19 protein-coding genes are annotated in these 24,094 nt (G+C 63.2%); 11 read left to right on the top strand and 8 right to left on the bottom strand.

Annotated features, from left to right (window positions below; all coding sequences use genetic code 11):
- Positions 1-25: 25 nt before the first annotated feature.
- Positions 26-1,696, top strand: coding sequence for an MDR family MFS transporter (locus tag HCR84_RS16705; RefSeq protein WP_166979065.1), 1,671 nt, complete (start codon positions 26-28; stop codon positions 1,694-1,696).
- Positions 1,697-1,885: 189 nt separating this feature from the next.
- Here HCR84_RS16705 and HCR84_RS16700 read toward each other — a convergent pair whose 3' ends face one another.
- Complete coding sequence (locus HCR84_RS16700; RefSeq protein WP_166979068.1) at positions 1,886-2,740, bottom strand: NmrA/HSCARG family protein; 855 nt, start codon at positions 2,738-2,740, stop codon at positions 1,886-1,888.
- 81 nt (positions 2,741-2,821) lie between these two features.
- Here HCR84_RS16700 and HCR84_RS16695 point away from each other — a divergent pair, with 81 nt between their 5' ends.
- Both HCR84_RS16695 and HCR84_RS16690 read left to right on the top strand, forming a co-directional pair.
- Entirely contained in the window at positions 2,822-3,277 is a 456-nt protein-coding gene (locus HCR84_RS16695) for a MarR family winged helix-turn-helix transcriptional regulator (protein ID WP_166979071.1), read from the top strand.
- A gap of 57 nt (positions 3,278-3,334) precedes the next feature.
- The gene (locus tag HCR84_RS16690; protein ID WP_166979074.1) at positions 3,335-5,869 is read left to right on the top strand and encodes a LuxR C-terminal-related transcriptional regulator; all 2,535 of its coding nucleotides are present in this window, start codon (positions 3,335-3,337) and stop codon (positions 5,867-5,869) included.
- Here HCR84_RS16690 and HCR84_RS16685 read toward each other — a convergent pair.
- The 3 genes from HCR84_RS16685 to HCR84_RS16675 form a co-directional block, all read right to left on the bottom strand.
- Positions 5,832-6,410 carry a signal peptidase I gene (locus HCR84_RS16685; RefSeq protein WP_166979077.1) on the bottom strand — a complete coding sequence of 193 codons (579 nt, stop codon included), beginning with the start codon at positions 6,408-6,410 and terminating at the stop codon, positions 5,832-5,834. The genes HCR84_RS16690 and HCR84_RS16685 overlap by 38 nt on opposite strands.
- Positions 6,407-8,068 (bottom strand): BspA family leucine-rich repeat surface protein, encoded by a 1,662-nt coding sequence (locus HCR84_RS16680; protein WP_166979080.1) that lies wholly within the window; start codon positions 8,066-8,068, stop codon positions 6,407-6,409. The genes HCR84_RS16685 and HCR84_RS16680 overlap by 4 nt, the downstream gene beginning before the upstream one ends.
- Before the next feature lie 100 nt (positions 8,069-8,168).
- Entirely contained in the window at positions 8,169-8,738 is a 570-nt protein-coding gene (locus tag HCR84_RS16675; protein ID WP_166979083.1) for an alternate-type signal peptide domain-containing protein, read from the bottom strand.
- Between the two features lie 302 nt (positions 8,739-9,040).
- Here HCR84_RS16675 and HCR84_RS16670 point away from each other — a divergent pair, with 302 nt between their 5' ends.
- Positions 9,041-9,199 carry a hypothetical protein gene (locus HCR84_RS16670; RefSeq protein ID WP_166979086.1) on the top strand — a complete coding sequence of 53 codons (159 nt, stop codon included), beginning with the start codon at positions 9,041-9,043 and terminating at the stop codon, positions 9,197-9,199.
- Between the two features lie 42 nt (positions 9,200-9,241).
- On the opposite strand, the gene HCR84_RS16665 is transcribed toward HCR84_RS16670, so the two are convergent.
- Positions 9,242-9,973 (bottom strand): GTP pyrophosphokinase, encoded by a 732-nt coding sequence (locus HCR84_RS16665; RefSeq protein WP_434063544.1) that lies wholly within the window; start codon positions 9,971-9,973, stop codon positions 9,242-9,244.
- 37 nt (positions 9,974-10,010) lie between these two features.
- A complete protein-coding gene (locus tag HCR84_RS16660) occupies positions 10,011-10,181 on the bottom strand; it encodes a type II toxin-antitoxin system HicA family toxin (RefSeq protein ID WP_166981688.1) in 171 nt (56 codons plus the stop codon).
- Positions 10,182-10,322: 141 nt separating this feature from the next.
- Between HCR84_RS16660 and HCR84_RS16655 the strand changes: the two genes are divergently transcribed.
- Positions 10,323-11,639, top strand: a complete 1,317-nt coding sequence (locus HCR84_RS16655; RefSeq protein ID WP_166979089.1) for an enolase C-terminal domain-like protein — start codon at positions 10,323-10,325, stop codon at positions 11,637-11,639.
- Here HCR84_RS16655 and HCR84_RS16650 read toward each other — a convergent pair.
- A complete protein-coding gene (locus tag HCR84_RS16650; protein WP_244972521.1) occupies positions 11,636-12,409 on the bottom strand; it encodes a FadR/GntR family transcriptional regulator in 774 nt (257 codons plus the stop codon). The two genes, HCR84_RS16655 and HCR84_RS16650, sit on opposite strands and share 4 nt — an antisense overlap.
- Before the next feature lie 412 nt (positions 12,410-12,821).
- On the opposite strand from HCR84_RS16650, the gene HCR84_RS16645 reads away from it, so the two are divergent.
- From HCR84_RS16645 to HCR84_RS16620, 6 genes are all read left to right on the top strand, one after another.
- Entirely contained in the window at positions 12,822-13,805 is a 984-nt protein-coding gene (locus tag HCR84_RS16645) for an ABC transporter permease (protein WP_166981692.1), read from the top strand.
- Between the two features lie 50 nt (positions 13,806-13,855).
- Positions 13,856-14,791, top strand: coding sequence for a carbohydrate ABC transporter permease (locus HCR84_RS16640; protein WP_244972520.1), 936 nt, complete (start codon positions 13,856-13,858; stop codon positions 14,789-14,791).
- A 129-nt stretch (positions 14,792-14,920) separates the two neighbouring features.
- Complete coding sequence (locus HCR84_RS16635) at positions 14,921-16,552, top strand: type 2 periplasmic-binding domain-containing protein (protein WP_166979095.1); 1,632 nt, start codon at positions 14,921-14,923, stop codon at positions 16,550-16,552.
- 97 nt (positions 16,553-16,649) lie between these two features.
- Positions 16,650-19,046, top strand: a complete 2,397-nt coding sequence (locus HCR84_RS16630) for a glycosyl hydrolase family 95 catalytic domain-containing protein (RefSeq protein ID WP_166979098.1) — start codon at positions 16,650-16,652, stop codon at positions 19,044-19,046.
- A complete protein-coding gene (locus tag HCR84_RS16625) occupies positions 19,043-20,932 on the top strand; it encodes a beta-L-arabinofuranosidase domain-containing protein (protein ID WP_166979101.1) in 1,890 nt (629 codons plus the stop codon). Before HCR84_RS16630 ends, HCR84_RS16625 begins: the two co-directional genes overlap by 4 nt.
- Positions 20,929-23,028, top strand: coding sequence for an alpha-galactosidase (locus HCR84_RS16620; protein WP_166979104.1), 2,100 nt, complete (start codon positions 20,929-20,931; stop codon positions 23,026-23,028). Before HCR84_RS16625 ends, HCR84_RS16620 begins: the two co-directional genes overlap by 4 nt.
- On the opposite strand, the gene HCR84_RS16615 is transcribed toward HCR84_RS16620, so the two are convergent.
- Entirely contained in the window at positions 23,023-24,036 is a 1,014-nt protein-coding gene (locus tag HCR84_RS16615) for a LacI family DNA-binding transcriptional regulator (protein WP_244972623.1), read from the bottom strand. The two genes, HCR84_RS16620 and HCR84_RS16615, sit on opposite strands and share 6 nt — an antisense overlap.
- Positions 24,037-24,094 lie beyond the last annotated feature (58 nt).

The following is a 24,094-nucleotide window of genomic DNA, read 5'->3' as shown; positions in this document are numbered from 1 at the left end:
ACTTGATTTCGAGAGAACGGCAACAATGACCACAACGGAAACGGCGCCCTTTCTGCTGACAAAGCGGCGTATTTGGACGATTTTCGGAGCCCTCATCGCGGGGATGCTGCTCGCCAGCCTTGACCAGACCATCGTGTCGACAGCCATGCCGACGATCGTCGGCGAACTCGGCGGCGTTGAGCACCAGGTGTGGATCGTCACCGCGTACCTGCTCGCCACAACGATCGTGATGCCGATTTACGGCAAATTCGGCGACGTGCTCGGGCGGCGCAATCTGTTCTTGATCGCGATCGCGCTGTTCACGCTCGCCTCGGTCGGCTGTGCCTTTGCCGGGAGCTTCTGGGCGTTCGTCGTGTTCCGCGCCCTGCAGGGGCTCGGCGGCGGCGGGCTCATGATCCTGTCGCAGGCGATCATCGCCGACATCGTGCCCGCTCGTGAGCGCGGCAAATACATGGGTCCGCTTGGCGCCGTGTTCGGCCTTTCGGCTGTGGCCGGCCCACTGCTCGGCGGCTACTTCGTCGACCACCTCACCTGGCAGTGGGGCTTCTACATCAACATTCCCATCGGCATCGCCGCGTTCATCATCGCCCTAGTCACGCTGAAGCTGCCGAGTAAGCGAGCCGACAAGCCGATCGACATTCTGGGCGTCGTGTTTCTCTCGATCGCGACGACGTGTCTCATCTTCTTCACCGACTTCGGCGGCGACGCCAACTTCGGCTGGGGCTCGGTCGCGACCTGGGCGTGGGGCGCAGGCATGCTCGCCGCGGCGGCAGCGTTCATCATTACCGAGGCGCGCGCGGCCGACCCGATCATTCCGCTCAGCCTGTTCCGCAACCCCATCTTCATCAACGCGTCGGCCATCGGCATGGTGCTCGGAATCGGCATGTTCGCCGCAATCGGCTTCCTCCCGACATTCCTGCAGATGGCGTCGGGCACGTCTGCGGCAGCATCCGGTCTGCTCTTGATTCCCATGATGGTCGGCATGATCGGCACGTCGATCTGGTCGGGGCTTGCGATCACCAAGACCGGCAAATACAAGATGTACCCGATCATCGGCACCGTCGTGATGGGCGCGGCGATGCTCGCGTTCACAACCCTGGCGGCATCCACTCCGATCTGGCTCATCTGTGTGTTCCTGTTTGTGTTCGGCGTCGGGCTCGGCCTGATCATGCAGGTTGTCGTTCTGGTGGTGCAGAACGCCGTGCCGGCCGCTCAGATCGGCACCGCGACAAGTACGAACAACTATTTCAGGGAGGTGGGCGCATCGCTGGGAACCGCCGTGTTCGGCACCCTCTTCACGACGCGTCTGACTGAGAACCTTACGTCGGTGTTCACGGATGCTGGCGCCAGCGCCTCTGATGCGGCGAATGCGACAGCCACCATCGATCCGTCGGTGCTGAACGATCTGCCCGAGGCCGTGCGCGATGGCATCGTCGGTGCATACGCGGATGCTCTTGCGCCGGTGTTCTGGTACATCTTGCCGTTCATCGCTGTGGCGTTCCTGCTGGCGCTGCTGCTGAAGCAGATTCCACTGCAGACCGAATCGGGGCTCGTCGCCCGCGGTGAGGCGATTGGCGGCGAGGAGGCCGAGCGACTCGAGGCTGAGCAGCGTGCCGAGCAGCGTGCGGTCAAGAACGGCGATCGCGTCGGTGCCTCGAGCCCATCAGGTTCTTCGTCACCGAGGGACGCCGAGTAGCAGCATCCTGACGTCGGGCCGCTTCGCGCATCGCGAGGCGGCCCGACGTGTATGCGGATCGGATGCTGTCGTTCGCTGAACTCGACAGATCACCGATTGGTGCCGACGGCACCAATCGAGGACCAACTTTTGCTATGCCAAGACCCGTGGCGATAGCGAAAGTTGGTCCCCGATCTGCGCGGTCAGTGCCTACCAGCTTTGTTCGCGCGCCCAGCTCTCGACGGTGTGCCAGCCGATTTCGGGGTACGCGGCGTGCAGTGCCTCGATGTCGACCGTGTAGCCATGGCCCCGGAGGAATCGCATCATCGACGCGAGGTCCTCGTTGCCGCTGGCCTCGACCGCCTCGAGAGGGACCTCGCTGTACTCGATCTCCCGCCCGAGCACGCGGGTGAGCGCCGTGGCCACCCCGGCCCCCGTTTCGTCAGACGAGGCAAGCTCAATGCGCTGGCCGGTGAATCGCTGCGGGTCATCGAAGACGAGCGCCGTGAACTCGGCAAGGTCTGAGATCGCCACCTTCTGAACGCGGACGTCGGCAGGAACCGGGAACGCATAACGCCCAGCGGCAAGCGATTCTGCGTTGTTCGGGGCGAGGATGTTGTCGGTGAACATCGCGGGAGCAACCACCGTATTCGCAACGGCCAGCGTCTCGAGGTGCTGCTCGACGCGTGCCTTGCTCTCGAAATGCGGCACCTTCGAGTCGTCCAGCGCGCTCGCGACGGACGAGTAGACGATGAACTCCACGCCTGCCGCGACGGCGGCGTCGAGCAGAGCGTTCGCCTGGCGCTCTTCCGTCTCGGCATCCGATTCGTACGGAGTGCCCATCGCGTACACGGCATCAACACCGGATGCTGCCGCGCGCAGAGTTGCCGGGTCGTTGAAGTCGGCCGCCACGATCTCTGCTCCGAGAGCACTCAACGCACGCGCGGCGTCGCCGTCGGGTTTGCGTGTCATTGCCCGCACGCTGTGACCGTGTTCGAGCAGCACTCGGGCGACCGCGCCGCCCTGGGTTCCGGTTGCGCCGCTGACGAGAATTGTTGAGCTCATACTGCACACCTTTCATTTGTTTGACTGTGCAAGTGTTGCTAACGCAAAGATTGCGCGCGCAATTCCCGATATCCTGAACTCGTGAAAGATCGCGATCGAGACCTGGCGTGGGTAGACCTGCAGAAGGCTGCCGCGTTTCTCGATTCAGAATTGAGCATGCGGCTCACCGAGCGCGTCGGAATGTCGTCGTCTGAGTTTCAAGCGCTCTGGTACCTCGCGAACGCGATCGACCGCAGTCTCACGATGTCGGAGGCGGCAGCGCGCCTGTCCATGAGCCCGAGCGGCATGACGCGGCTGGCAGATCGCCTCGTGCGCCGCGGGTGGGTAGCACGCAGAGCGGATGCCGCGAATCGCCGCATTGCCATCATCGCGCTCACGGATGACGGCGTAGCGGCTACTCGTCAGGGGTATCACGTCGCACGGGAAGCTCGTCGTGAGCTCGTGGATGCGCGCCTGACCGAAGAAGAGGTCAACACGCTAGGCGAGATTGCGGGCAAGATTCTCGGGCGCATTGACATCACGGATGTGAGTCTTTAGCGCGCATCTCTGCCCGAACGTGCCATGCTGGAGGAGTTCCGGCTGGAGGGGGTCGGCATGGAGATGTTCACACACGCGCGCTTGCGTGAAAGAACGATGCTGCGCGTGCAGCGGGGGCAGCATGTTCTGCTTTCAGGTGATGTCGGCTCGGGCAAATCGACGGTGCTGCGTTCGCTGCGTGAGCCGCTGCGTGCTGCGGGTAGATCAGTCGTCGAACTCTCGGGGGTCGGCGATGCCGTTGCCCTCGGCGCGTTCTTGAAGCACACCGCGCTTGCGCCAGGCAGCACGTCGCGCTTTGGGCCGTCTGAAGCGACAGAGTCGCTTCTCGACCTGGTGGGCGGCAGCCGTGCCACGATTCTGATCGACGACGTGCATCGTCTCGACGCGGCATCGATGACGGTCATCGACACGGTGCTGCGACAGCATCCTGACCGCCTGAGCATCGTCGCCACTGTTCCCTACGCAGCAGGTTCAGATGACCGGTGGGCCAGTGTGCTGTGCGGCGCGGCGACGGATCAGATTCCGGCGCTGGGCGTCGCAGACGTGGTCGAATACATGGGCGAGCTGCTCGGCGGACAGGTCGAAGGAGGCCTTGCCGCGGCGATTGCTGGGCGATCAGGCGGCATTCCGCGTGTGGTGCAGAAGCTCACGTTCGCCGCTTTCGACAACCACGCGATCACGAACGTGCACGGGCGGTGGGCTCAAACGGGGGTGCTCGACAACGTGCCGACACGGTCGCTGATGGACGGTCTGATGGCCCAGCTCGACGACCAACTCCGAGAGGGCCTCGAGCTCATCGCCTGGTTCGGGCTGATGAACGTGACCCACGCCCGGCGCATTCTGGGAGACGACTGCATCACCGGGCTTGACCGCGCTGGGCGCCTTGCCGTGTTCGAGCGGCCGGCCGAGAACGCTATCGCTGTGAGCCCGCCCGTGCTGGCCAACTCGCTGAGACTGCACCTGTCGCCCACGAGGCGGGCGGTGTTTCGCGCGCGCTTGGATGAATCGCTTGGGGTGGGCGAGCTTCGAACGCCCGAGCGTACGTTGCCTGCCGCGGTCGAGCCGGTGGGCGGATACCCCGAAGACGCTCCAGCGCACCAGCAGGTGACCGTGCTCGCCGAGTCGGTGCGCACCAAGGCCTCCCTCTGGCAGAAGACGTGGGATGAGCGGCGCGACGTCGCAAGCGCGCTTCCGCTTCTGCGGCTCAGGCTGCTCGACGGACTCGACACCATTGACGTCGATCGTGTGTTCGCGGAGACCGCCGCCAGTACATCAGACCGAAGCGAGCACGTCGGTTCGTACGCTCTGCTGCGCGGCCAGTGGCAGGCATATTGCGGCGGCAGCTTCGTCGACGGATTGCGCTCCGATTCCGGCCCGTCGGGCACGCTCGTGGCACCAGAGATGGGGCAAGCATTTCTCCACCGTCTTGTTCAGCAGTTTGACCCGGAAGCGACCACGACGACTCTGAGCATGGCCGATGTCGACGACGCCCAGGATGTGCCGCCGGCGCTGCGCGGCATCGCAGCGATCGTGCGCGTGGAGGAGGCTCTCGAGGCGGGCGCTCCTGACCAGGCACTCGACGTGTTGGATCAGTGGCAGGGGGCGCGCATGCAGATGCCCATTGCTCACCAGCTGAATGCGCTGCGCGGCGACGCGCTTCTTATGGTGGGCCAGGTGGATGATTCGATTGCGTGGTCGCGACGGCGATTGAGCGACGCCTACGACGAGTTGAGCCCATTTTCCGTGCGGGTCGCCGCGCGCGGGCTTGCGACGGCCCTCTTCATCGCCGGGGAAAGCGACCGCGCGCTTCGGGCGCTGAGCGTTGTGCTGCGCATCGGCCGCTGTGGCCCGGTGCAGAGCCCCTTCGACGAACGGGTCTTCGCTCTCGCCGCGGTTCTGCACGCGCGCGACGGGCACCATGGTCTCGCGCAGACGCTTCTTGATGAGCTCGACGCAACGCCGCGCACGTCCGTGCCGCCACTGGATTTCGTGCGCCCGTGGGCTCATGCCGAGGTCGCCTCCGCTCTCACCGGGGCAGCAGATGCCGAGCCTCTGTGGCGTCACGGAGAAGAGCTGTGGGCGACGGGACGCCGGGCGTCCGCCGCGTTCAGCTGGGCGATGACGCCGACAACCCTGAGCGACGCCAGGCTCAATCGTCTCACCGCGGCCTTCGCGACGATGCGCATTCCGCTGCTTGCCCCCGTCGTGCGCCTGCACGAGACGATTGCGCACGGCACGACCACCGAGATCGCGGATGCTGCGCAATCGATGGTGATGGGTGGAGCGATTCGCACCGCCGCGGCTGAGGCCGCGCAGCAGCGGGCGACGGCCGACGGTGCTGCGTACTCCGATGCCGCGTACACGGAGATCGCGGGCAGAGACGTGCGGGCATCGGTTCCGCAGAAGACCTCGTCTGCCAACGTGACGGCACGCGAACAGGAGATCATCGATCTCGTGCGCGAAGGGCTCTCAAACCGCGAGATTGCGGGCAGGCTGTTTCTGTCGGTGCGCACAATCGAGAGTCACGTGTACCGCGCCATGCAGAAGCTGGCCGTCAACGATCGGAGTCAGCTGGCACGAGCCGGTTCCTGATTCGGGTGCGCGCCGCCTTGACCCACAGCACGATCGCCCAGAGAAAGAACGCCCCGGCGGCGGCATAGACAACCCAGCCGGTGTCGTCGCCGTTGACGGCCGAGTTCACATAGCCGAGACCGGGGATGGCGTACCAAACTTCTGCGCGCACCTGCTGCTCGCGAACCGGAGCATCGGCCGTGGCGTTCGCATCGCCGGTGAACGTGAACACGCGGGAGCCGTCGCCGTTGTGATTGATGGCGGTCACGCGGTGCGTGATCGCTGTGGGATCGTCGGGGTTCGGCAGATAGGTGACGATGTCGCCGACCCGCACGTCGTCGGGAGCAACGGGGCGCACAACGACGAGCGAGCCGACGGGCAGCGTTGGCTCCATTGATCCGGAGAGCACCGTCAACGGCACGCCGCCGACCAGCTTCGGCACCGCGATGACGAGAATTCCCAGCAGAAGGGTGAGCCCGAGGATTCCCCATGAGAGACCCATCAGGATGCCGCGGAGCACCGGGTTCTCGGGGCGAGTGCGGTCAGCGTGCGTGCGTGTCATGATGTGGCCTCAGCATCGTCGTTCGAGGCGGGAGGTGACGGATTGGTCGACTCCCCAGCATCCGGATCGATCGGCTCGTCTGCGTCGGGGTCGGTCGACTCCCCGGCATCCGGGTCACTGCCGTCATCGTCTTTCGGCGCCTCGATGGGGTCTGTCGTGGATTCTGCCGGAGGGACAGTCGGAGCCGGATCCGCCCGGGGCTGCGACCTGCGCGATCTGTCGCTTTCGGTTGCGTCGTTCCACACTGGGGTGTGCTCCGGGGCGAGCGCGGCCCCCGTGGCGAAGTCGACGTGGCTGGTGACCGCAGACACGTTCCAGCCGGAGAGGTCTGCGTTGAAGACGGCTGCACCGGTGAACATGCGGTCCATGTTGGTGACGGCCGAGACGTTCCACAACCCGATCGAGTTGCCCCACCAGTCACCGGTGAACGCGGTGGCACCGGCGAACATGCCCTCCATCGTCGTGACCCGCGACGTGTCCCAGCTGTAGAGAGGAGTCGAGTACGACGTGGCACCGGCGAACATGTACGACATGTCGGTGACATTCGCGGTCTTCCACGACCCGATATCCCAGGAGTTGAAGCTCGTGGCCCCGTCGAACATGTGCGCCATCGTCGTCACGTTCGCGGTGTCCCAGTTCTGAATCGCGAGAGCATAAGTGGCCTTGCTCCCCGCATTGTGAAATGCATAGGATGCGTCGGTGATGCCGCTGGGCATGCTGCTCACCGACACGAGGTGCGTGGCGTTCGCGAACGCGTACGCGGCTGATGTCGAGCCGATATCGTCGGTCCAGCCTTCGACGTGCGTGAGGGAGCCGATGAGGCTCTCGGTCTGCTCGGCAGACCCGAAGCCGTCGAACGCTCCGGTGATCTTCACATCGCGATTCGCTCCAGGTGACGCGCTGAAGTCCATCGAGTTGAGGCCGTCGACGGCCTTCGTCTCGAGCTCGGTGCCTGCCGTATTCCAAATGCCCCACGCGATTGTCGTTCCAGGGCGTGGGTTATCGAGGTAGAAGCCGACAATGTCGTCGTCTTCAACGGCGGGGTCGAACCGCAGAATAACTGTGCCGCCCGGCGCGAGAGGAGCGGTCGTGAGCGTGCCCGCGTTCAGCGCCGCCGTGTCGGTCCAGCTCGCCCCGTTGGTAAGGGTGACGGCGAGGTGGCTGAGGTCGATCGTTCCCGCTGCGTTCAGCCCATCGTCGGCGGTCAGCGTCACCGTGAGGTCGACGGATTGCGTGCCGCTGCTGTCTGCCGAGGCCCCCGCGATCGTTGTGGGGTCGGTGGTGATGGCGAGCGAAATGTGATCGCGAATGCCTTCGGGAACGACGGCGCCAGACGCATACTCGATGTGAGCCGAGAGGTTGTCTCCAACCGCGACAACCCCCACGTCGCTGACCGTATAGCTGAGCGCCTGGCCGGCGGTGAGGGTGTCGGAAGCTGAATCAAATGCGGCGCCGTCAGTGTCCGTCCACTCGCCGCCGGTGATGCTGTCGTCTGCAAAGCGCAGCTGGCCCGTGCTCGCCTGGCCCCCGAAGGGCGACGAGTCTTCCCAGCTGGCGTGAGCTGAGGCGGCCGGCGCCGAGAGAACGAAGGCGGCGGCCGCGGCGAGAACGAGAGGTGTTCCGGCGGCGATGCGTCGCACCAGCGTTCGTGTGTGCATGTCGCCTCCTCCTTCTCGACGGATGATCAGATGATGAGTGAAGCCTCGGACGGCGTGAGTAGGGGGCTCACCGCCGCCCGAGGCGGGGGTGCCGCGGAGCCTAGCCGGCCGTCGGGGCGATCTGTTGCAGGGTGACGTCGATGTCCTGCAGGTTGATGGGCGTGTTCATGCTGGTGTTGCCGCTGTCGACGGCGTACGACAGCGTGACCGTTACCGTGACGGTGCTGGTTCCCTCACTCAGCGTTGTCACAGTCTCACCGTCGGCGTTCGTGGCGGTGACCTGGGTGTCGAGCGAGACGCCCTCGGGGAGGCTTGCTCCGATGGGTGCGCCATCGGGCCCGGTCACTTCTGCGTTGACCGCGATGTTGTTGCCGACAGCATCCACGGTGATTATCGACGTGCCCTCGAGCACGTCACCGGGAACCAGGTGGAAGGTGTCAATCGCAACCGACTCCTTCTCGTGACCCGGCGTGAGGTCATTCCACGTGGGGTCGGCGAACGTGGCGGTGAGGTGGCCGGTGCTGGTGTTCTCTGAGCCAAGACCGCCCTGTGCATTCCACAGCGCGAACGAGCCGGCGCCTCCGAGTAGTACGACGACTCCTGCTGCCGCGGCGACGATTCCGGTGAGCGTGCCCTTTGTGCTCGTGCGGTCGGTGGTCTTGGTGGTCATTCCTGTCTCCCCTGTGTGGTTGATCAGAACCGGTGTGATTCCGATATGACCACAGTGGCCGACACCGAACTACGCACGCCCTCGCGCGGGCGCCTGCGTAAGTAGGGCGAAGTCTGAGATCCCCGACAACACGTGGAAGACGCGCCAGGGGCAGCCGCACAATGCAGTAGTCACGGCGTTGCAGACTCCACTACTGAGACGCGACTTCGCGCGACTCGCTCTCGCGTCACGAGGGTGGGTCTGGCATACCCGGGAACGCCAGGGTGTTCCCTCTCGACGGCAGGTGGCGGATGCTGGGGAGCATGACGAACGACGAACAGAATGAGCGCCCCGTTACGACGATCATCGTGGGTGCGGCTGCCGCAGTCGGGCCGGGTAAGAGGCACGAGCCGGATGCCGTCGCCGACGCACTGTGGTTGATGCACACGGTACGCAGCGGTCCGGTCGCCGTGCTCGAATAGCCGCACAGCTCACGGTGCGTGCGACGCACGACGCGCCTGAGATCAGCTTTCGCGCGAGGCCAGCTCCCACAGGCGGCGCAGAATGTCGTCGTCGACGCCCGGCGCATCGTCCGCCAGGTCGTCCCCGTGCACTTCAGCGTGCAGGCGTTCCATCTGGCGGTCGAGCTGCCCGGCAGCATCCGCCGCTTGCTTTAACTCGTCAACGAGCCGGTCGGGCACCTGGCCGCGGTACTTGTAGTTGATCTTGTGCTGGGTGCTCGCCCAAAAATCCATCGCGATCGTGCGAATCTGCACCTCGCAAATCACGGGAACGGCGCCGTTTGAGAGAAAAACGGGAATCTCGAGAATCGCGTGCAGGCTCTTGTACCCGCTGGGTTTGGGGTTTTTGATGTAGTCCTTGATCTGCAGCACGCGCACATCGTCTTGCGAGGTGAGCGTCTCAAGCACGCGATACGTGTCGGCAATGAAACTGCAGGAGATGCGGATGCCGGCGATGTCGGTGATCTGCTGGCGGATCTGCTCGATCTCGGGCGTGACGCCGCGCCGCGCCATTTTATTCAGCAGGCTCTGCGGCGACTTCACCCGGGAGCTGACGTGCTCAATGGGGTTGTAGCGGTGCAAGTGCAGAAACTCTTCGCGCAGGATCGACACCTTAGTGAGCATCTCGTCGACGGCGAAGCGGTATTGCATGAGAAAGCGGGGAAACTCAACGCGCATGCGGTGCGCGAAGGCCCGCATCTCTGCGTCGGAGATCTCGGATGCTGGGGAGCTCACGCATCCTCCTTTATTGCGCTCGTCGGGTACCGCGATTCTACGCGCGGGCAGTCGCACGCTTCTCGAGCTGACGCAGAACTCCTGCAGAAACCTGTCGGTGTCCGACTGGAATCGTTGCCTTCACAGACTCGTCGGGCAACCCCCATATCTCGTGACTACCTTTGTCGTTTCTCACGTAGATCCAGCCAAGGCCCTTGAGGTGCTTAATGACCTTTCGTGCGACAGCGGCATACGCGACGTTAACGTCAGATCTATCTTACGTAGCGCGCGATGTTCACTGCCATACTATGCGAATATGGTGTTATTGATCTAATGTATTCTCGCATTGGAGAAGAAAGAAGGCCGATTGATGGCGATCGTCACTCATGTTCGTGTCCACGACATCCGATTTCCCACCTCGCTGAGAGCAGACGGCTCAGACGCGATGAATAAAGACGGCGACTATTCCGCCGCGTACGTCGTGATCGAGACGGACTCGGGGCTCACGGGCTACGGCTTCACCTTCACGATCGGGCGGGGAAACGACCTGTGCGCCGAGGCTGCCAGGCAACGCGGCACGCCGCTTGTCGGCCGAGATGTCGACGAACTGCTCGATGATCTCGGCGGTACGTACCGCGAACTCGCGTCGGACTCGCAGCTCCGGTGGCTCGGGCCCGAGAAGGGGGTGGTGCACCTCGCGATGGCCGCGCTCATGAACGCGTTCTGGGACATGGCCGCTCGCCGCGCCGGCGTGCCGCTCTGGCAGCTGCTCGCCGAGATGAGCCCTGAAGAGCTTGTCGACGTCGCAGACCTCCGCTATCTCTCCGACGTTCTCCCCAGGGAAGAAGCGCTCGAAATGCTCCAGTCGCAAAGCGGATCAAAACAGGCGCGCATCGCCGACCTCGCCGAGCGCGGGGGCTACCCGTGCTATACGACGAGTGCGGGTTGGCTCGGCTACTCAGACGACAAGATTCGTCACCTTCTCGAAGAAGCCGTCGCCGAGGGCTACAGTCATCTCAAACTCAAGGTCGGTGCGGACGTCGAGGACGACGTACGACGACTCAGAATCGCACGCGACGTGGTGGGCTGGGACGTCGAGCTCATGATCGATGCAAACCAGATGTGGGATGTTCCGCAGGCAATCGACTGGGTTGGCCAGCTTGCTGAGTTCAAACCCCTGTGGGTCGAAGAGCCCACGAGCCCCGACGACATTCTGGGTCACGCCGCGATCCGTCGAGCCGTTGCGCCAATTGGCGTTGCGACCGGTGAACACGGAATGAATCGTGTGCTGTTCAAGCAGATGTTCCAGGCCGAGGCCATCGACTTCTGCCAGCTCGACTCTGCCCGTCTGGCGAGTGTCAACGAGATCATCGCCGTGTATCTCATGGCCCACAAGTTCAACGTGCCTGTGTGCGCTCACGCTGGCGGCGTTGGGCTCTGCGAGCTGGTGCAGCATCTGGCGATCTTCGACTATGTCGCCGTATCCGGTTCGTTGGAAGGGCGTGTCACGGAGTACGTCGACCACCTCCACGAGCATTTCGTTGACCCCTGCCTTGTGGAGAACGGGCACTACATTATGCCGAGCCAGCCCGGCTATAGCGCGGAGATCAAGCAGGAGACAATCGCGATGTACAGCCACCCGAACGGAACATACTGGGCGGAGCTGGCACTCGCGGCAGCGGTCTAGTCGTCGGTGCCCTCGGAGTCGCCGGTACCCTCAATACCGTCGGGCCCCGAGGGGTGGGCCGCGGCAAACTCTTCCACGCCGAGCAGGTGCGAGGCCATGCGAATTCGGGATCGTTCCGGGTCACGCGTGCGAAGCGCGTCGAGAATCGCGCGGTGCTCAGAGTGGGCGACTCCGAGCGAATCGCGTTCGGTGATTGCGCGCCACAGTCTGGCACGCAGCGTGCGCGTCATCAGGCTGCCGATCATTGCCGCGAGCGCTGGATTCGCGCTCGCATTCGCGATCCTGCGGTGAAACTCGGCATCCGCGTCGATGAAGGCCTCGGGGTCGACGTCGTCAGATTCCAACACCTGGTCAATGCCCGAGAGGATGCTCTCGAGGCTCTCGATCTCGATCTCGGTCATGCGCGTCGCCGCGAGGCTGGCCGATTCGCTTTCCAGAACGCGGCGAACCGCGAGCAGGTCCGTTGACTGGTCGCTGTTGCGAAGCTCTGCGTAGAAGCCCAAAGGGCTGAGCAGCGAGTCGGGGTCGAGTTGGGTGACGTAGGTGCCGTCGCCTTGACGCGTCTCAAGCACCCCGAGCGTGGCGAGCGCGCGAACGCCCTCGCGCAGTGAACCGCGAGAAACGCCCCAGCGAGCGGAAAGCTCCTTCTCAATGGGCAGGCGATCGCCAGCGCGAAGTTCCCCTGTCGCAATCATCTGCTTGACGTTGCTGATGACCAAGTCGGTACGCGACCCGCCCTCGGCTGGAATTCTTGCGCCGTCATCTACCACGAGGTCAAGCATACTGCGTTTGGGCAGTTGTTCGACAAATTAGAGAAATTCGTGAGCTGTCGTCGGCGACGTTTTGTGCGGGTGCATCAGTTGCGTGCTCGGGGTCCACAGCGTCTCTCGAGGGCGCGGAGGGAAAATATTTCGCATAAAATGGCCGATGTAGCGCGTTCACCGTGCTCAGCGGCGCGTGCCCTACTGCCGTCGCGGGAGTCGGTCTTCGGGGTGGAAAGTGAGTTTTGAACCGTTTTCGAAAGAAGCATTGACACGAAATGATCTGACGTTTATTGTCGTTTTCGTCCCGGTTCGACGACGATTGGATGGTCTCAACGATGATTCCCCGCTCTCTGCAGGTTGCGAATAGCGCCGCTGAGGCACGCGTTGTCGGTCTGAGCGAGCGTGGTCGCCCGTGGTGATGCCTGTGCAGGGCGCCGCAGGTCCGAGCGTCGACGGCGCCGCCCGGCAGGTGCGGCAGCCGTCGAATGCGAAGGGGTGGCGGTCCGCAAAGCGCAGCTTCCGGAGGCATTGGCAGCTCTACCTGCTGATCATTCCGCCTGTCGCCTACTTCATCATCTTCAAGTACATTCCGATGACCAACGCAGTCATTGCGTTCAAGGACTACAACGTTGTCGACGGCGTATGGGGAAGCCCGTGGGCAGGGTTCGAGCAGTTCGCGCGATTCTTCGACAATCCCATCTTCTGGACGTTGCTTCGCAACACGTTCATTCTTTCGACGTACGTGGTGCTCGTGAGTTTTCCGATGCCGATCATCCTTGCGCTCGCACTCAACGAGGTGCGCAGTCGCTTCTTCCAGCGCACCGTGCAGATGGTTACGTACGCGCCCTACTTCATCTCCACAGTTGTCGTCGTCTCGATGACAATCCTGTTTCTTTCGCCGAAGCTCGGCCTGGCGGGAGACGTCACGTCGTTCTTCGGAATGCACGCCATCGACTTTCTCGGCGATCCTGACTTCTTCCGCCATATCTACGTTGCGACAGACGTCTGGCAGACGACGGGGTATTCCGCTGTGATCTACCTCGCAGCGCTGTCAGCGATCGATGTGTCGCTGTACGAGGCGGCGAAAGTGGATGGCGCCAGCAGGTTCCAGAGAATCATGAACGTCGACCTTCCCGGCATCATGCCGACGGCAATGACCATCCTCATTCTGAGCGTTGGGAATGTGATGGCCATCGGCTTCGAGAAGGCTTTCCTCTTTCAGAACTCGCTGAACCTGTCTCAGTCGGAGATTATTCCAACGTATACGTACAAAGTCGGGCTTCTGAACGCCGACTTTAGCCAAGCAGCAGCGATCGGGCTCTTCAACGGCGTCATCAACCTGGTGCTGCTCCTCGGAGTCAACGCTGTATCGAAACGTGTGACGGGAACGGGATTGTGGTGATGACGAAGTTGGGTAAGACGGGGCCTGTGACGACTCGGAGTCTGATTGCTGTGACAGGCAAGAAGGGCATGCGCGCGGGAGGAAACCGTCTCGGTGATCACCAGACACAAATCAAGGATCCGCTTGTCGATCGCTTCTTCATGATCGGCGTGTACATCCTGCTGACGACCTTTTTGCTTGCCGTTCTCTTGCCACTGCTCTATATCGTGGCGAGCTCGTTCAGCTCGCCGCTAGCCGTGTCAGCTGGACGGGTCACGTTCTGGCCGGTTGATTTCACTCTTGAAGGGTACGAACGAGCTCTCGGCGACTCTCAGATCATGACGGGGTTCCTCAACTCGCTGATCTACACGACGGTGGGCACTCTGATCAGCCTGACTCTCACGGTTGCCATTGCATATCCGCTTTCGCGGAAAGATCTGTGGGGGCGCGGTGGACTGAGCCTCGGTGTCATCTTCACGATGCTCTTCGCGGGAGGCATCATCCCGACGTACATCGTTGTGCAGCAGCTTGGCCTTCTCGACACACGTTGGGCGTTGCTTCTTCCTCAGGCGGTCGGAGTGTGGCAGGTCATCATCGCTGTCGTTTTCTTTCGGTCGTCGATTCCGGATGAGCTGTACGAGGCGGCCCAGCTTGACGGAGCCAGTGACCTGCGCTTTCTGTGGACGATTGTGCTTCCGCTGTCGAAGCCGCTGCTGGCTGTGATCGCGCTCATGTACGCGATCTTCCAGTGGAACTCCTACTTCGACGCTCTGATGTACCTCAGGGATCCCAGCTTGTACCCGCTGCAAATCGTTCTGCGCAATGTGCTGATCCTCAATCAGGCTACCCCTGGAATGGACGCTGCGGCGCAGATCGAGCGCCAGCAGCTGGCCGACTTGCTGAAGTACTCGCTGATTGTCATCTCGACTGTTCCGGTGATGCTGATCTATCCCTTTGTGGCGCGGTACTTCAACAAAGGAATCATGCTCGGCTCTGTCAAGGGCTGAGAAGCGACGGACTGCGAAGCCACCCTTTGGTTTCGCACCTCAGAGCCCCGGGGCATCCGGGTTCAATAACCACGAGAGAAAGGTAAGACAGTGTTCTTACGATCACACCACGGCAAAGGAGCCGAACGCGTGAATCCGATCGCGGTCGGTGCTGTGCTCGCCATTTCGGGACTCGCACTTGCGGGTTGCACGGGGCAGAGCGCAGAAGAAGACCAAAAGGTCATCACCATCTTCGGTGAGCAAGGCGCACAGATCGATCTCAACACAAACTCCTTCACGAAGCTGATCGAAGAGAAGTTTGACGTCAACATCAAGTTTCAGACCACGGGATATGGGGCCTCAGAGGCAACGGAAGCGCGTCAGATCTCGCTTGCGGGCGGCGAACTACCCGAGGCATACATGCTTGTGCCCTGGGCATCGCAGTTCAGCCAGGCCGAATTGCAGAGATACGGCGACCAGGGAGTCATCCTCCCCCTGAACGACCTCATCGACGACTACGGCCCCAATATTGCGAAGGCACTCGATGCAGAGCCCGGCTTCAAAGAATTGACGGAGACCCCGGATGGCAAAATTTGGGGTCTCCCCCAATGGAACGACTGCTATCACTGCTCGTATCCGTACAAGTTCTGGATCAACACCCAATGGCTAGACAATCTCGGGATGGACATGCCGAGCACGCCAGACGAACTCTTCGATGTCATGACAGCGTTCAAGAACGAAGACCCGAATGGCAACGGCAGGGCTGACGAGATTCCGCTGACGGGAAGTACGCAGCAGTCACTCGTTCCGTTCATCATGAACGCCTTCATTTACAACGCGTTCAACACGGGGTCTGGGGCTACCGGACAACCCGTCTCGCTTGGGCTTGACGGCGACACTGTGCAGATGCAGACAGCACAGGACGGTTGGCGCGAAGGGTTGCAGTTTATGAGCAAGCTGTGGAAGGCAGGGCTCATTGATCCGTCGGCCTTCTCCCAAGGCGGAGATGCGATGACGGCCACCGGAAACTCGGCTGAAGGCGTGCTCGTCGGCGGCTTCACCGCCATGCACCCCGGGTTCGCCGTCACCTTCGGGCGGGAAGATCATCGTGTCAATCAGTACAATCCGATGCCCCCGCTGACCGGGGCAGCAGGTGACCTCGCGACCTATGTGCTGCCCAGCGTTCCGGGAGCAACCTTCGTCATCACAAAGGAAGCCGATGACGTTGAGCAGAAGGTGATCATGGAAATCATGAACTACATGTTCTCTGACGAAGGGCACATTCGAGGCGAGTTTGGCGAAGAGGGCATCGGCTGGCGCGCGCCGGAAGAGGGCGATATAGCGCTGGACACGGAGCTCGAGCCCAGTCTCGTCGATATTCCGATGGACGAGGAGAACGAAGCAGATTACAACGGCAACTGGGGGCCGATGGCACAGGTATTCGAAACGAACGACTTCCGCAACGCGCAGGTGCAGCCCATGGATATCTATACCGAAGAGGGCGCCGAACGCCGGTTCTACCAAGCGACAGAGCTCTACGAGGGGAAGGAGTCTGATGCGATGTTCCCCTACTGGAACGTCTGGGTTCCCGACGATGATTCAAACGAGCTGTCGACGTTGACGACGAACGTTGAGAACTATGTGGCGACAGCGACGGCGGAATTCATCACCGGCGTGCGCGATCCCAACAGCGACGCGGACTGGTCGGCATACGTCGACGGTTTGGCTGGGCTGGGAGCTGACCGCTATGTGGAGATCTGGCAGAACGCCTACGACAAGTGAGGACGTGAGCGGGGCCGGCGCTCAGGCGCCCGCCCCGCTCACGCCACTGTGCGGCTGATGCCGCGCACGTCACCGTGAGGAAAGGATGCTCGACGCCATGCATTCAACGCGTTCATCTGACGCGAGAACAAGAGCGGCTCGCTTCGAGAGCCGGACCGCCGCACTGAAATGGGAAGACGGGTTGATCGCGGGCAGCGGAACTGTTGGCGCGCTGCTCTTTGGTGAACCAGGCGAGCAAACGATATCGCTGTCTCACGAACAGTTCTTCCTCCCGGCGAACCCCACGCCCGAGGCGCCTGACCTCTCTGCGGCCGTCGCCAGCATCAGAGACGCGGTGAACCACGGCGACAGCGGGCTCGCGACGGAACTGATGATGGCGGCAGCGACGGAACCGTCCTATGGGAACGGCTTGGTGTGGACGAACCCTCTGGGCATATGTGCGACGCTGCTCGTACGGATCCCCGGGCGCGAAGACGAGCCGATGCGACGGTTCGTTGATCTCGAGCACGGAGAGGTGGCTGCACAGTGGCAGGATGCTGCTGCCGGGACTGTGCGGGTGAGTGTCATCGCCCCGCGTGGCGGTGAGACCGTGTGGGTGTCGATCGAGTCAGAGCGGCAGCTTTCGGCGCACGTCGACCTTGGCCTCTCGTTCGAAGCCGCGGCGAGTGCCGTCACCGGTGCCCCCAACTACTCCGAGCATGTGCGCAGCGAGCTGATTGCCGGACCCTCCGCTCGCATCGTCGCCTCGGCTGTGAACGGCGGGTCGGCGATCTCGGCGACCACGAGGGTTCACGCCCCCAACCCGTGGGCGTTCGACGACACGGGCACCCAACTCACGACGGTCGTTGATGTGCCCGAAAACGGGCGGGCGCTTCTTGCGGCGACCGTCGCGGTAGGTGACGACGCGGGGGCGCTTGCCGAATTGGTCGATGTTCGCGATTGGGCGTCGCTGCGGCAGGCGCAGTCAGAGACGCACGGTGAACTGGTGCGGCAATCAGTCCTCGACCTCGGTGGTGAATACCCTGCAGAACTGACCGAGCTGACGTGGCGCCGGGCGAGGGAGGGGGATGCTGCTGCACGGCGACGCGTCGTCGAGATCGCGTACCTCTCGGGGCGAGCGAACGTCATCGGTGCCACGGGACTTCTGCCACCAACTCTTCAGGGCGTGTGGCAGGGCACCTGGACGCCAGCCTGGTCTGCCGACTACACGATGAACGGCAACGTGCAGAATGGCGGCGCAGCCAGTCTGATCCCGACAGGGACTCCTGAGCTTGCGACCTCGCTTCTGAGACTGGTGCTTCCGCACTTGCAAGACTATCGAACGAATGCCCGTAAGATCTTCGGTGCGAACGGCATGCTGTTGCCCGCGAGAATGTCGGATACGGGGCGAGCCAACCACTTCGGGGCGGAGTTTCCGCACGTCTTCTGGGTGGGCGGCGGAGGCTGGATTTTGCGTTTCGCCGCCGACATTGTGTCGACGACAGGTGATCGTTCGATTGTCGACGATGATCTCTGGGCTCTCGTGACGGGCGTGCTCGAGTTCGCCGAGTCGGCGTCGATCGTCACGGATGGGGTACGTCACCTCGTGCCTGGCTATTCGCCCGAGAACACGCCCGGTTCGAGCGATTTTCCTCTCGCCGCCGATCCGACGATGGACATCGCGATTCTGCGAGATGCCGCACGCTGCGCGCGGGTACTCGCCGAGGCACGGGGCGACGATTCTCTCGACGAACGGTGGTCGCGCGTTGTCTCTGATCTGCCTGACTATCGCGTTGCGGCGGATGGCACCCTGGCCGAGTGGATCGACGACGCCTGGTCCGAGAACATCGCACACCGTCACACGTCACAGCTGTACCCGCTCTGGTACGAGCCAGACGAGGCATTCGTCGGCGACACCGAGTCGGCGCGAGCGCTGAGAAACGCGGCGGCCACGACGATCCGGCGAAAGATTGCGTGGCGCGCAGAAGACCAGGCGGCGCCTCCAGGGCGCATGGAGATGGCGTTCGGCCTTGTGCAGCTGAGCCTCGCCGCCGCGACGCTCGGCGATGCGGAGTCGGCGCTCACCTGCGTTGAGTGGCTTTCTCTCGAGCACTGGACGCCGGCGCTCACCACGACGCACGATGCCGGTCGGATCTTCAACCTCGATCCCAGCGGTGGACTGCCCGCGCTCGTCTCGGCGATGCTCGTCTCCTCTGATCGTGAATCGCTCAGGGTGTTCCCCGCTCTGCCCGACGAGTGGAGCGAGCAGGGTGTGATAACGGGGCTCACCGCACGCGGCGGCATCATCGTTGACCGCCTCGAGTGGAACGAAAGCGGGGCTCGCGTTCACGTGCGGCGGCGCACTGACGCGGAATGGCTTCGCCCAGATGGCTCGTTACGTCTGACGGCAGGGTCATCCTTCCTCTTTGCCGGATCAGGCACGAACGAGCTGCTCATCGCTGTTAGCGAGAACCCCGTCATCGTCGACCTCCACCGAGTACGGCACCGCGCATGATCACGAACCTTCCGCTGTCGGCCGTTGCCCTGCGTCCGGGTGAGTTCGAGCGACGTCGCCGCCTGAATCGCGAATATCTTCTCTCGCTGACCGACGACAACCTGCTTCAGAACCACTACATCGAAGCGGGGATATCGAATCGCCTCTGGCAGTTCAAACCGAGCTCTGAGGACCCCACCGACAGAGGCGTCGGTCGACACTGGGGGTGGGAATCGCCATCGGGAGAGCTGCGGGGTCATTTTCTCGGACACTGGATGTCGGCTGCGGCACGGGAGGTGGCCGCGACGGGAGATGCACTGCTGGCCGCGCGGGTGAGCTCCATCGTCGCGGAGCTCGAACGCTGCCAACGTGAGAACGGCGGTGAGTGGGTGTTCGGCATCCCTCAGTCGTTCATGCATCGGCTTGCACAAGGCCGCGCCGTGTGGGCCCCGCAGTACAACGTGCACAAGACGCTGATGGGCCTTGTCGACGTGGCGAGGGAATGCGGTGACTCTCGTGCGCTCGCCGTAGCCCATCGAGCTGCAACATGGTTTGATCGGTGGGCCGCGTCATTCGATGACGAGACATTCGACGAGATTCTCGACGTTGAGACCGGCGGAATGCTCGAAATCTGGGCTGACCTGCTCTCGCTCACAGGCGACGAGATGTATCGCCGGCTGCTGAACCGCTATGACCGGCGCCGCTTGTTCGACCCGCTGATCGCTGGCGCTGATGTGCTGACCAACAAGCACGCGAACACGACGATCCCCGAGGTGCTGGGCGCCGCTCGAGCCTACGAGGTGACGGGCGAACAGCGATGGGCAGATATCGTCACGTCGTACTGGGAGATGGCAGTGACAACGCGAGGCACCTACTGCACGGGAGGCCAGACAGCGGGTGAAATCTGGACGCCGCCGTTTGAGTTCGCTGCGCGACGAGGAGACAAGAACCAAGAGCTCTGCACTGTCTACAACATGATTCGTCTGGCCGATGTTCTGTTTCGCTGGACAGGAGAGCGCGACTACCTCGACTACATCGAACGGAATCTCTACAACGGCATACTCGCACAACAGAATAATGCGACAGGAATGGTGTCGTACTTCCTGCCGCTCGAGTCGGGCGCACGCAAGCTCTGGGGAACGCCGACCGAGGATTTCTGGTGCTGCCACGGAACACTGGTGCAGGCGCACACCCGGCACCAGGCATCCATCGCGTATCTCGACGAGGGAACGCTCATCGTCGCGCAGTACATTCCGTCGACCCTCACGCTTGAGCTCGACGGGAGGCACGTCGTTGTCCGCATCGAGCGGAGCGAGACTGCAGACAGAGTCGGCCCGGAAGCCAACGCGGGACGGTCGGGGTCTCGGCACCGCCCAGAATCATGGCAATTCGACATCACAATCGAATCGGATGCTGCAGCGGTAGTTCCTGTGCGTCTGCGCATTCCCGGCTGGGTGCAGGGGGAGCCGTCATTCGATGTCGACGGCGGTGAATCAGAAGTATGTATTGCCGACGGATTCGCCACATTAAGTCACCTGAGTGGGCGCACACGGGTTCGAGTGTCTCTCCCGTGCTCGCTTCAGAGTGAGCCGATACCGGATGAGCCCGAGACCGTTGCATTTGTGCATGGCCCGGTCGTGCTTGCTGGCCTGACGGATCGAGAGCTTCGCCTTCACGGCAATCCCAATGACCCGACGACGATTCTTGCACCAGACAATGAACGGCAGTGGGCACAGTGGCTGCCCGGCTTTCGCAGTATCGGGCAACAAGAGGCGATTCGGTTCGCGCCGCTGTACCTGGTGCGCGATGAGACGTACACCGTCTACTTTCCCGTCACGAATCGTGTTTCAGAAGACATCGACGCGCGCAATCGCGCTGCGCACAACGGCGAAGGGGAGCGCGCATGACCGGTCTCATCACCTGGAGGCCAGGGAGCCTTGAGGTTGTCATCGATTGCGAAGCGACGCCGCCGCGGGTGGCGTACATCGGTGCCCCGGGGGAGCCGGGATGGACTGCGGGTTCCGCCGGTCTTCCCCTCGCCGAAGTGCGCGTTGCGGGGGAGGGGAACGCCATCGCCTCCTCGGAGCGGCTGATGGGCAGCGCACTGAGCCGACGGATGCGCTACGTGTCGCACGACGAGATGACGGAGGGTGACAGCAGCACGCTCGAGGTGACCATGCGTGACCCCGGCAGCTCGCTCACCGTTGTGACGCGGCTTCGCAGCTGGCGCGACATCGCGGTGGCACGGTGGCAGACCGACGTGATCAACGACGGTGACGCCCCCGCCGACGTGCAGCTGCTCTCGTCGTTTGCGCTGGGAGGGCTCACCGCTCCTGGCAGTGCGTGGTGGAACGATCAGAGAGTCGCGTTCGCCGACAACAGCTGGTTTCGCGAGGCATCCTGGCAGCACAGCCCTCCCGGCGACCTGGGTCTCGACGATGTCGGCCTCGCCCAGTGGAGGTATGCGGGCTCGCGCGCGTCGTTCTCGCTGACGGGCCGAGGAAGCTGGTCGAGTGGCGGCCACCTTCCGCTCGGAATGCTGAGCGCTAACGACGGTTCTCGCTCGACGCTCTGGCAGATCGAGAACAACGGCGGCTGGCGGTGGGAGATCGGCGACTGGGAAGGCGCGCTCTACGTCGTGGGAACGGGGCCGACCGACCAGGCGCACGCGTGGACGCGTCGGCTTGCGCCGGGCGAGCGATGTCGCGGGGTTGCCGCTGCCGTCGCCGTCGCGCGCGGAGACGACGCGGCGTTTGCCGCCATGAACGCGTATCGGCGGCGCATTCGTCGGCCGCACCCGGACAATGAGCGGCTCCCGGTGATCTTCAACGACTTCATGAATGCGCTCATGGGCGACCCGACAACCGAGAAGCTGCGTCCGCTCATCGACGCGGCGGCGGCTGCGGGCGCCGAGTACTTCTGCATCGACGCGGGATGGCACGCCGATGATCGTGCCTGGTGGGACGCCGTGGGCGAATGGCGGGAGGCCCCATGGCGCTTCCCCGGAGGGCTCGCTGAGGTGACTGAGCGTATTCGCGCGGCGGGCATGATTGCCGGGCTCTGGCTCGAACCCGAATCGATCGGCGTGCGAAGCGCGGCGGCAGATGAGCTGCCACACGAGGCGTTCTTTCAGCGCGACGGAGTTCGCGTTATCGAGGCGGGTCGCTACCAACTCGACTTTCGCCACCCCGCCGTGATCGACCGGTTGAACGGGGTCGTCGAGCGACTCATCACCGATTACGGCGTCGGCTATCTGAAGTTTGATTACAACGTGGATGTGACGCAGGGCACCGATGTGTTGGGCAGCAGCCCGGGCGATGGTCAGCTCGAACATGGGCGCGCCTACCTTGAATGGGTCTCGAGTCTGTTCGATCGGCATCCGACCCTTGTGATTGAGAACTGCGCGAGCGGAGGGCAGCGCATGGACTACGCGTCGCTTGCGCTGCATCCGGTTCAGTCGACGAGCGACAACCAAGACCCGCTTCACTACGCGCCCATCGCCGCGTCGGCACCGACCGCCGTGACGCCAGAGCAAGGTGCCGTCTGGGCGTATCCAAACGCCGACTGGGGCAGCGAGCGACTCGCCTTCTCGATGGTCAACAGCCTGCTCGGGCGTGTGCACCTCGGAGGGCGCCTCGACCTGCTCGACCGGCAGCAGGCGGAGCAGGTGCGCGAGGCGATCGCGGTCTACACGGAAATACGCGCCGATCTTGCGGTCTCAGCACCGTTCTGGCCGCACGGTCTGCCCGGCTGGCACGACGACGTTCTGTCGCTTGGCCTCACGGCAGCCAACCGCACCTACCTCTCGGTGTGGAGGCGAAGCGGCCCGACGAGCGTCGAGATTCCGCTGCAAGAATTCACAGGATCGGCGATCAAGGTGTCGTGCCTGTACCCGACGGCGCTGCCAACGCAGACGGAGTGGAACGGTGCCTCGGGTGTGCTGACCGTCACGCTTCCCGACGAACCGGCCGCCCGACTGCTCATGCTTCGGCAGCTGTCATGACGAGCCGCGAACGCGCGCCACCGATCTGCCCGCGGTGAAGGTGCAGGGAATCAGCGACTGGGGCAGCGGGTTCTCTGGATTCTCGATGCGGTCGATCACGGCATCGACTCCCGAGCTGCCCAGTTCGACTGACGGCGACGTCATGAGCGTCAGCTGCGGGTCGGCCATTGATGCCATGTCAGCCGACGATCCGACGGAGATGATCGATACGTCGTCGGGAATGCGGGTACCGGAGTGCTTCATGCCGGCGACAAAACCCGGTGCGGCAAGCTCGTTCATCACGAGCACCGCCGTCGTGTCTGGATGCGTTTCAGAAAAGGATGCCGCGAGTTCGCGACCGGCGTCTGGATTCTCGTCGCACGTGAGCATCACGCCGCTCAGCCCGCGCTGTGTCGTCACGTCGCCGAACGTGGATCGCGAGCGTGCAACGGGGCCGTAGCCGCTCAGGGCGTCACTGCCGTAGCCGCCGTCGACGAGCGCCAAGTTTGTGTGGCCGAGCTTCATGAGGTGGTCGATTGCCGATTCGATCGTCGATTCGAAGTCGATGTCGACGAACGCGATGCCCGATGTGTCTTGTGTGCGGCCGATGAGCGCGAAGGGCGTCGTGCCTCGCTCCAACTCACCGACGCGGGAATCATCGAGCTGCACCTCCATGAGTAGCACGCCGTCGACGAGTCCCGTCGACGTGAGCTCGGTGACCTGCTCTGCCTCGTTGCTGATGGGCCAGAGCACGAGGTTGTAACCGCGTGCGCGTGCTTGCGCGGCGGCGCTCGTGAAGAAGCGCACCGCTGTTCTGCTGAAGCTGTGCTGCAGGGCGGGATAGAGCAGAGCGATGATGTATGTTCTGCCCCGTGCGAGAGCGCGGCCGACCGAGTTGCGGTGGTACCCGAGGTCTTTCATCGCCGTCTCGACGCGGGCGCGTGTTGCCGGGGCGACAGGCTTCGAATCGTTGACGACGAACGAAACGGTGGCAATTGAGACGCCCGCGCGCTGCGCAACATCGTGCATTGTGGCCACGGGCTCGCCCTTTCTTTGTGTGAACGCTTGCAGTCTTTCACGCGTGTCG

The organism is Paramicrobacterium fandaimingii (genome assembly GCF_011751745.2).
In the GTDB taxonomy this organism is placed as follows: Bacteria; Actinomycetota; Actinomycetes; order Actinomycetales; family Microbacteriaceae; genus Paramicrobacterium; species Paramicrobacterium fandaimingii.
Note: the sequence above shows the minus strand (reverse complement) of the source record. Positions and strands in the feature narration are given on the sequence as shown.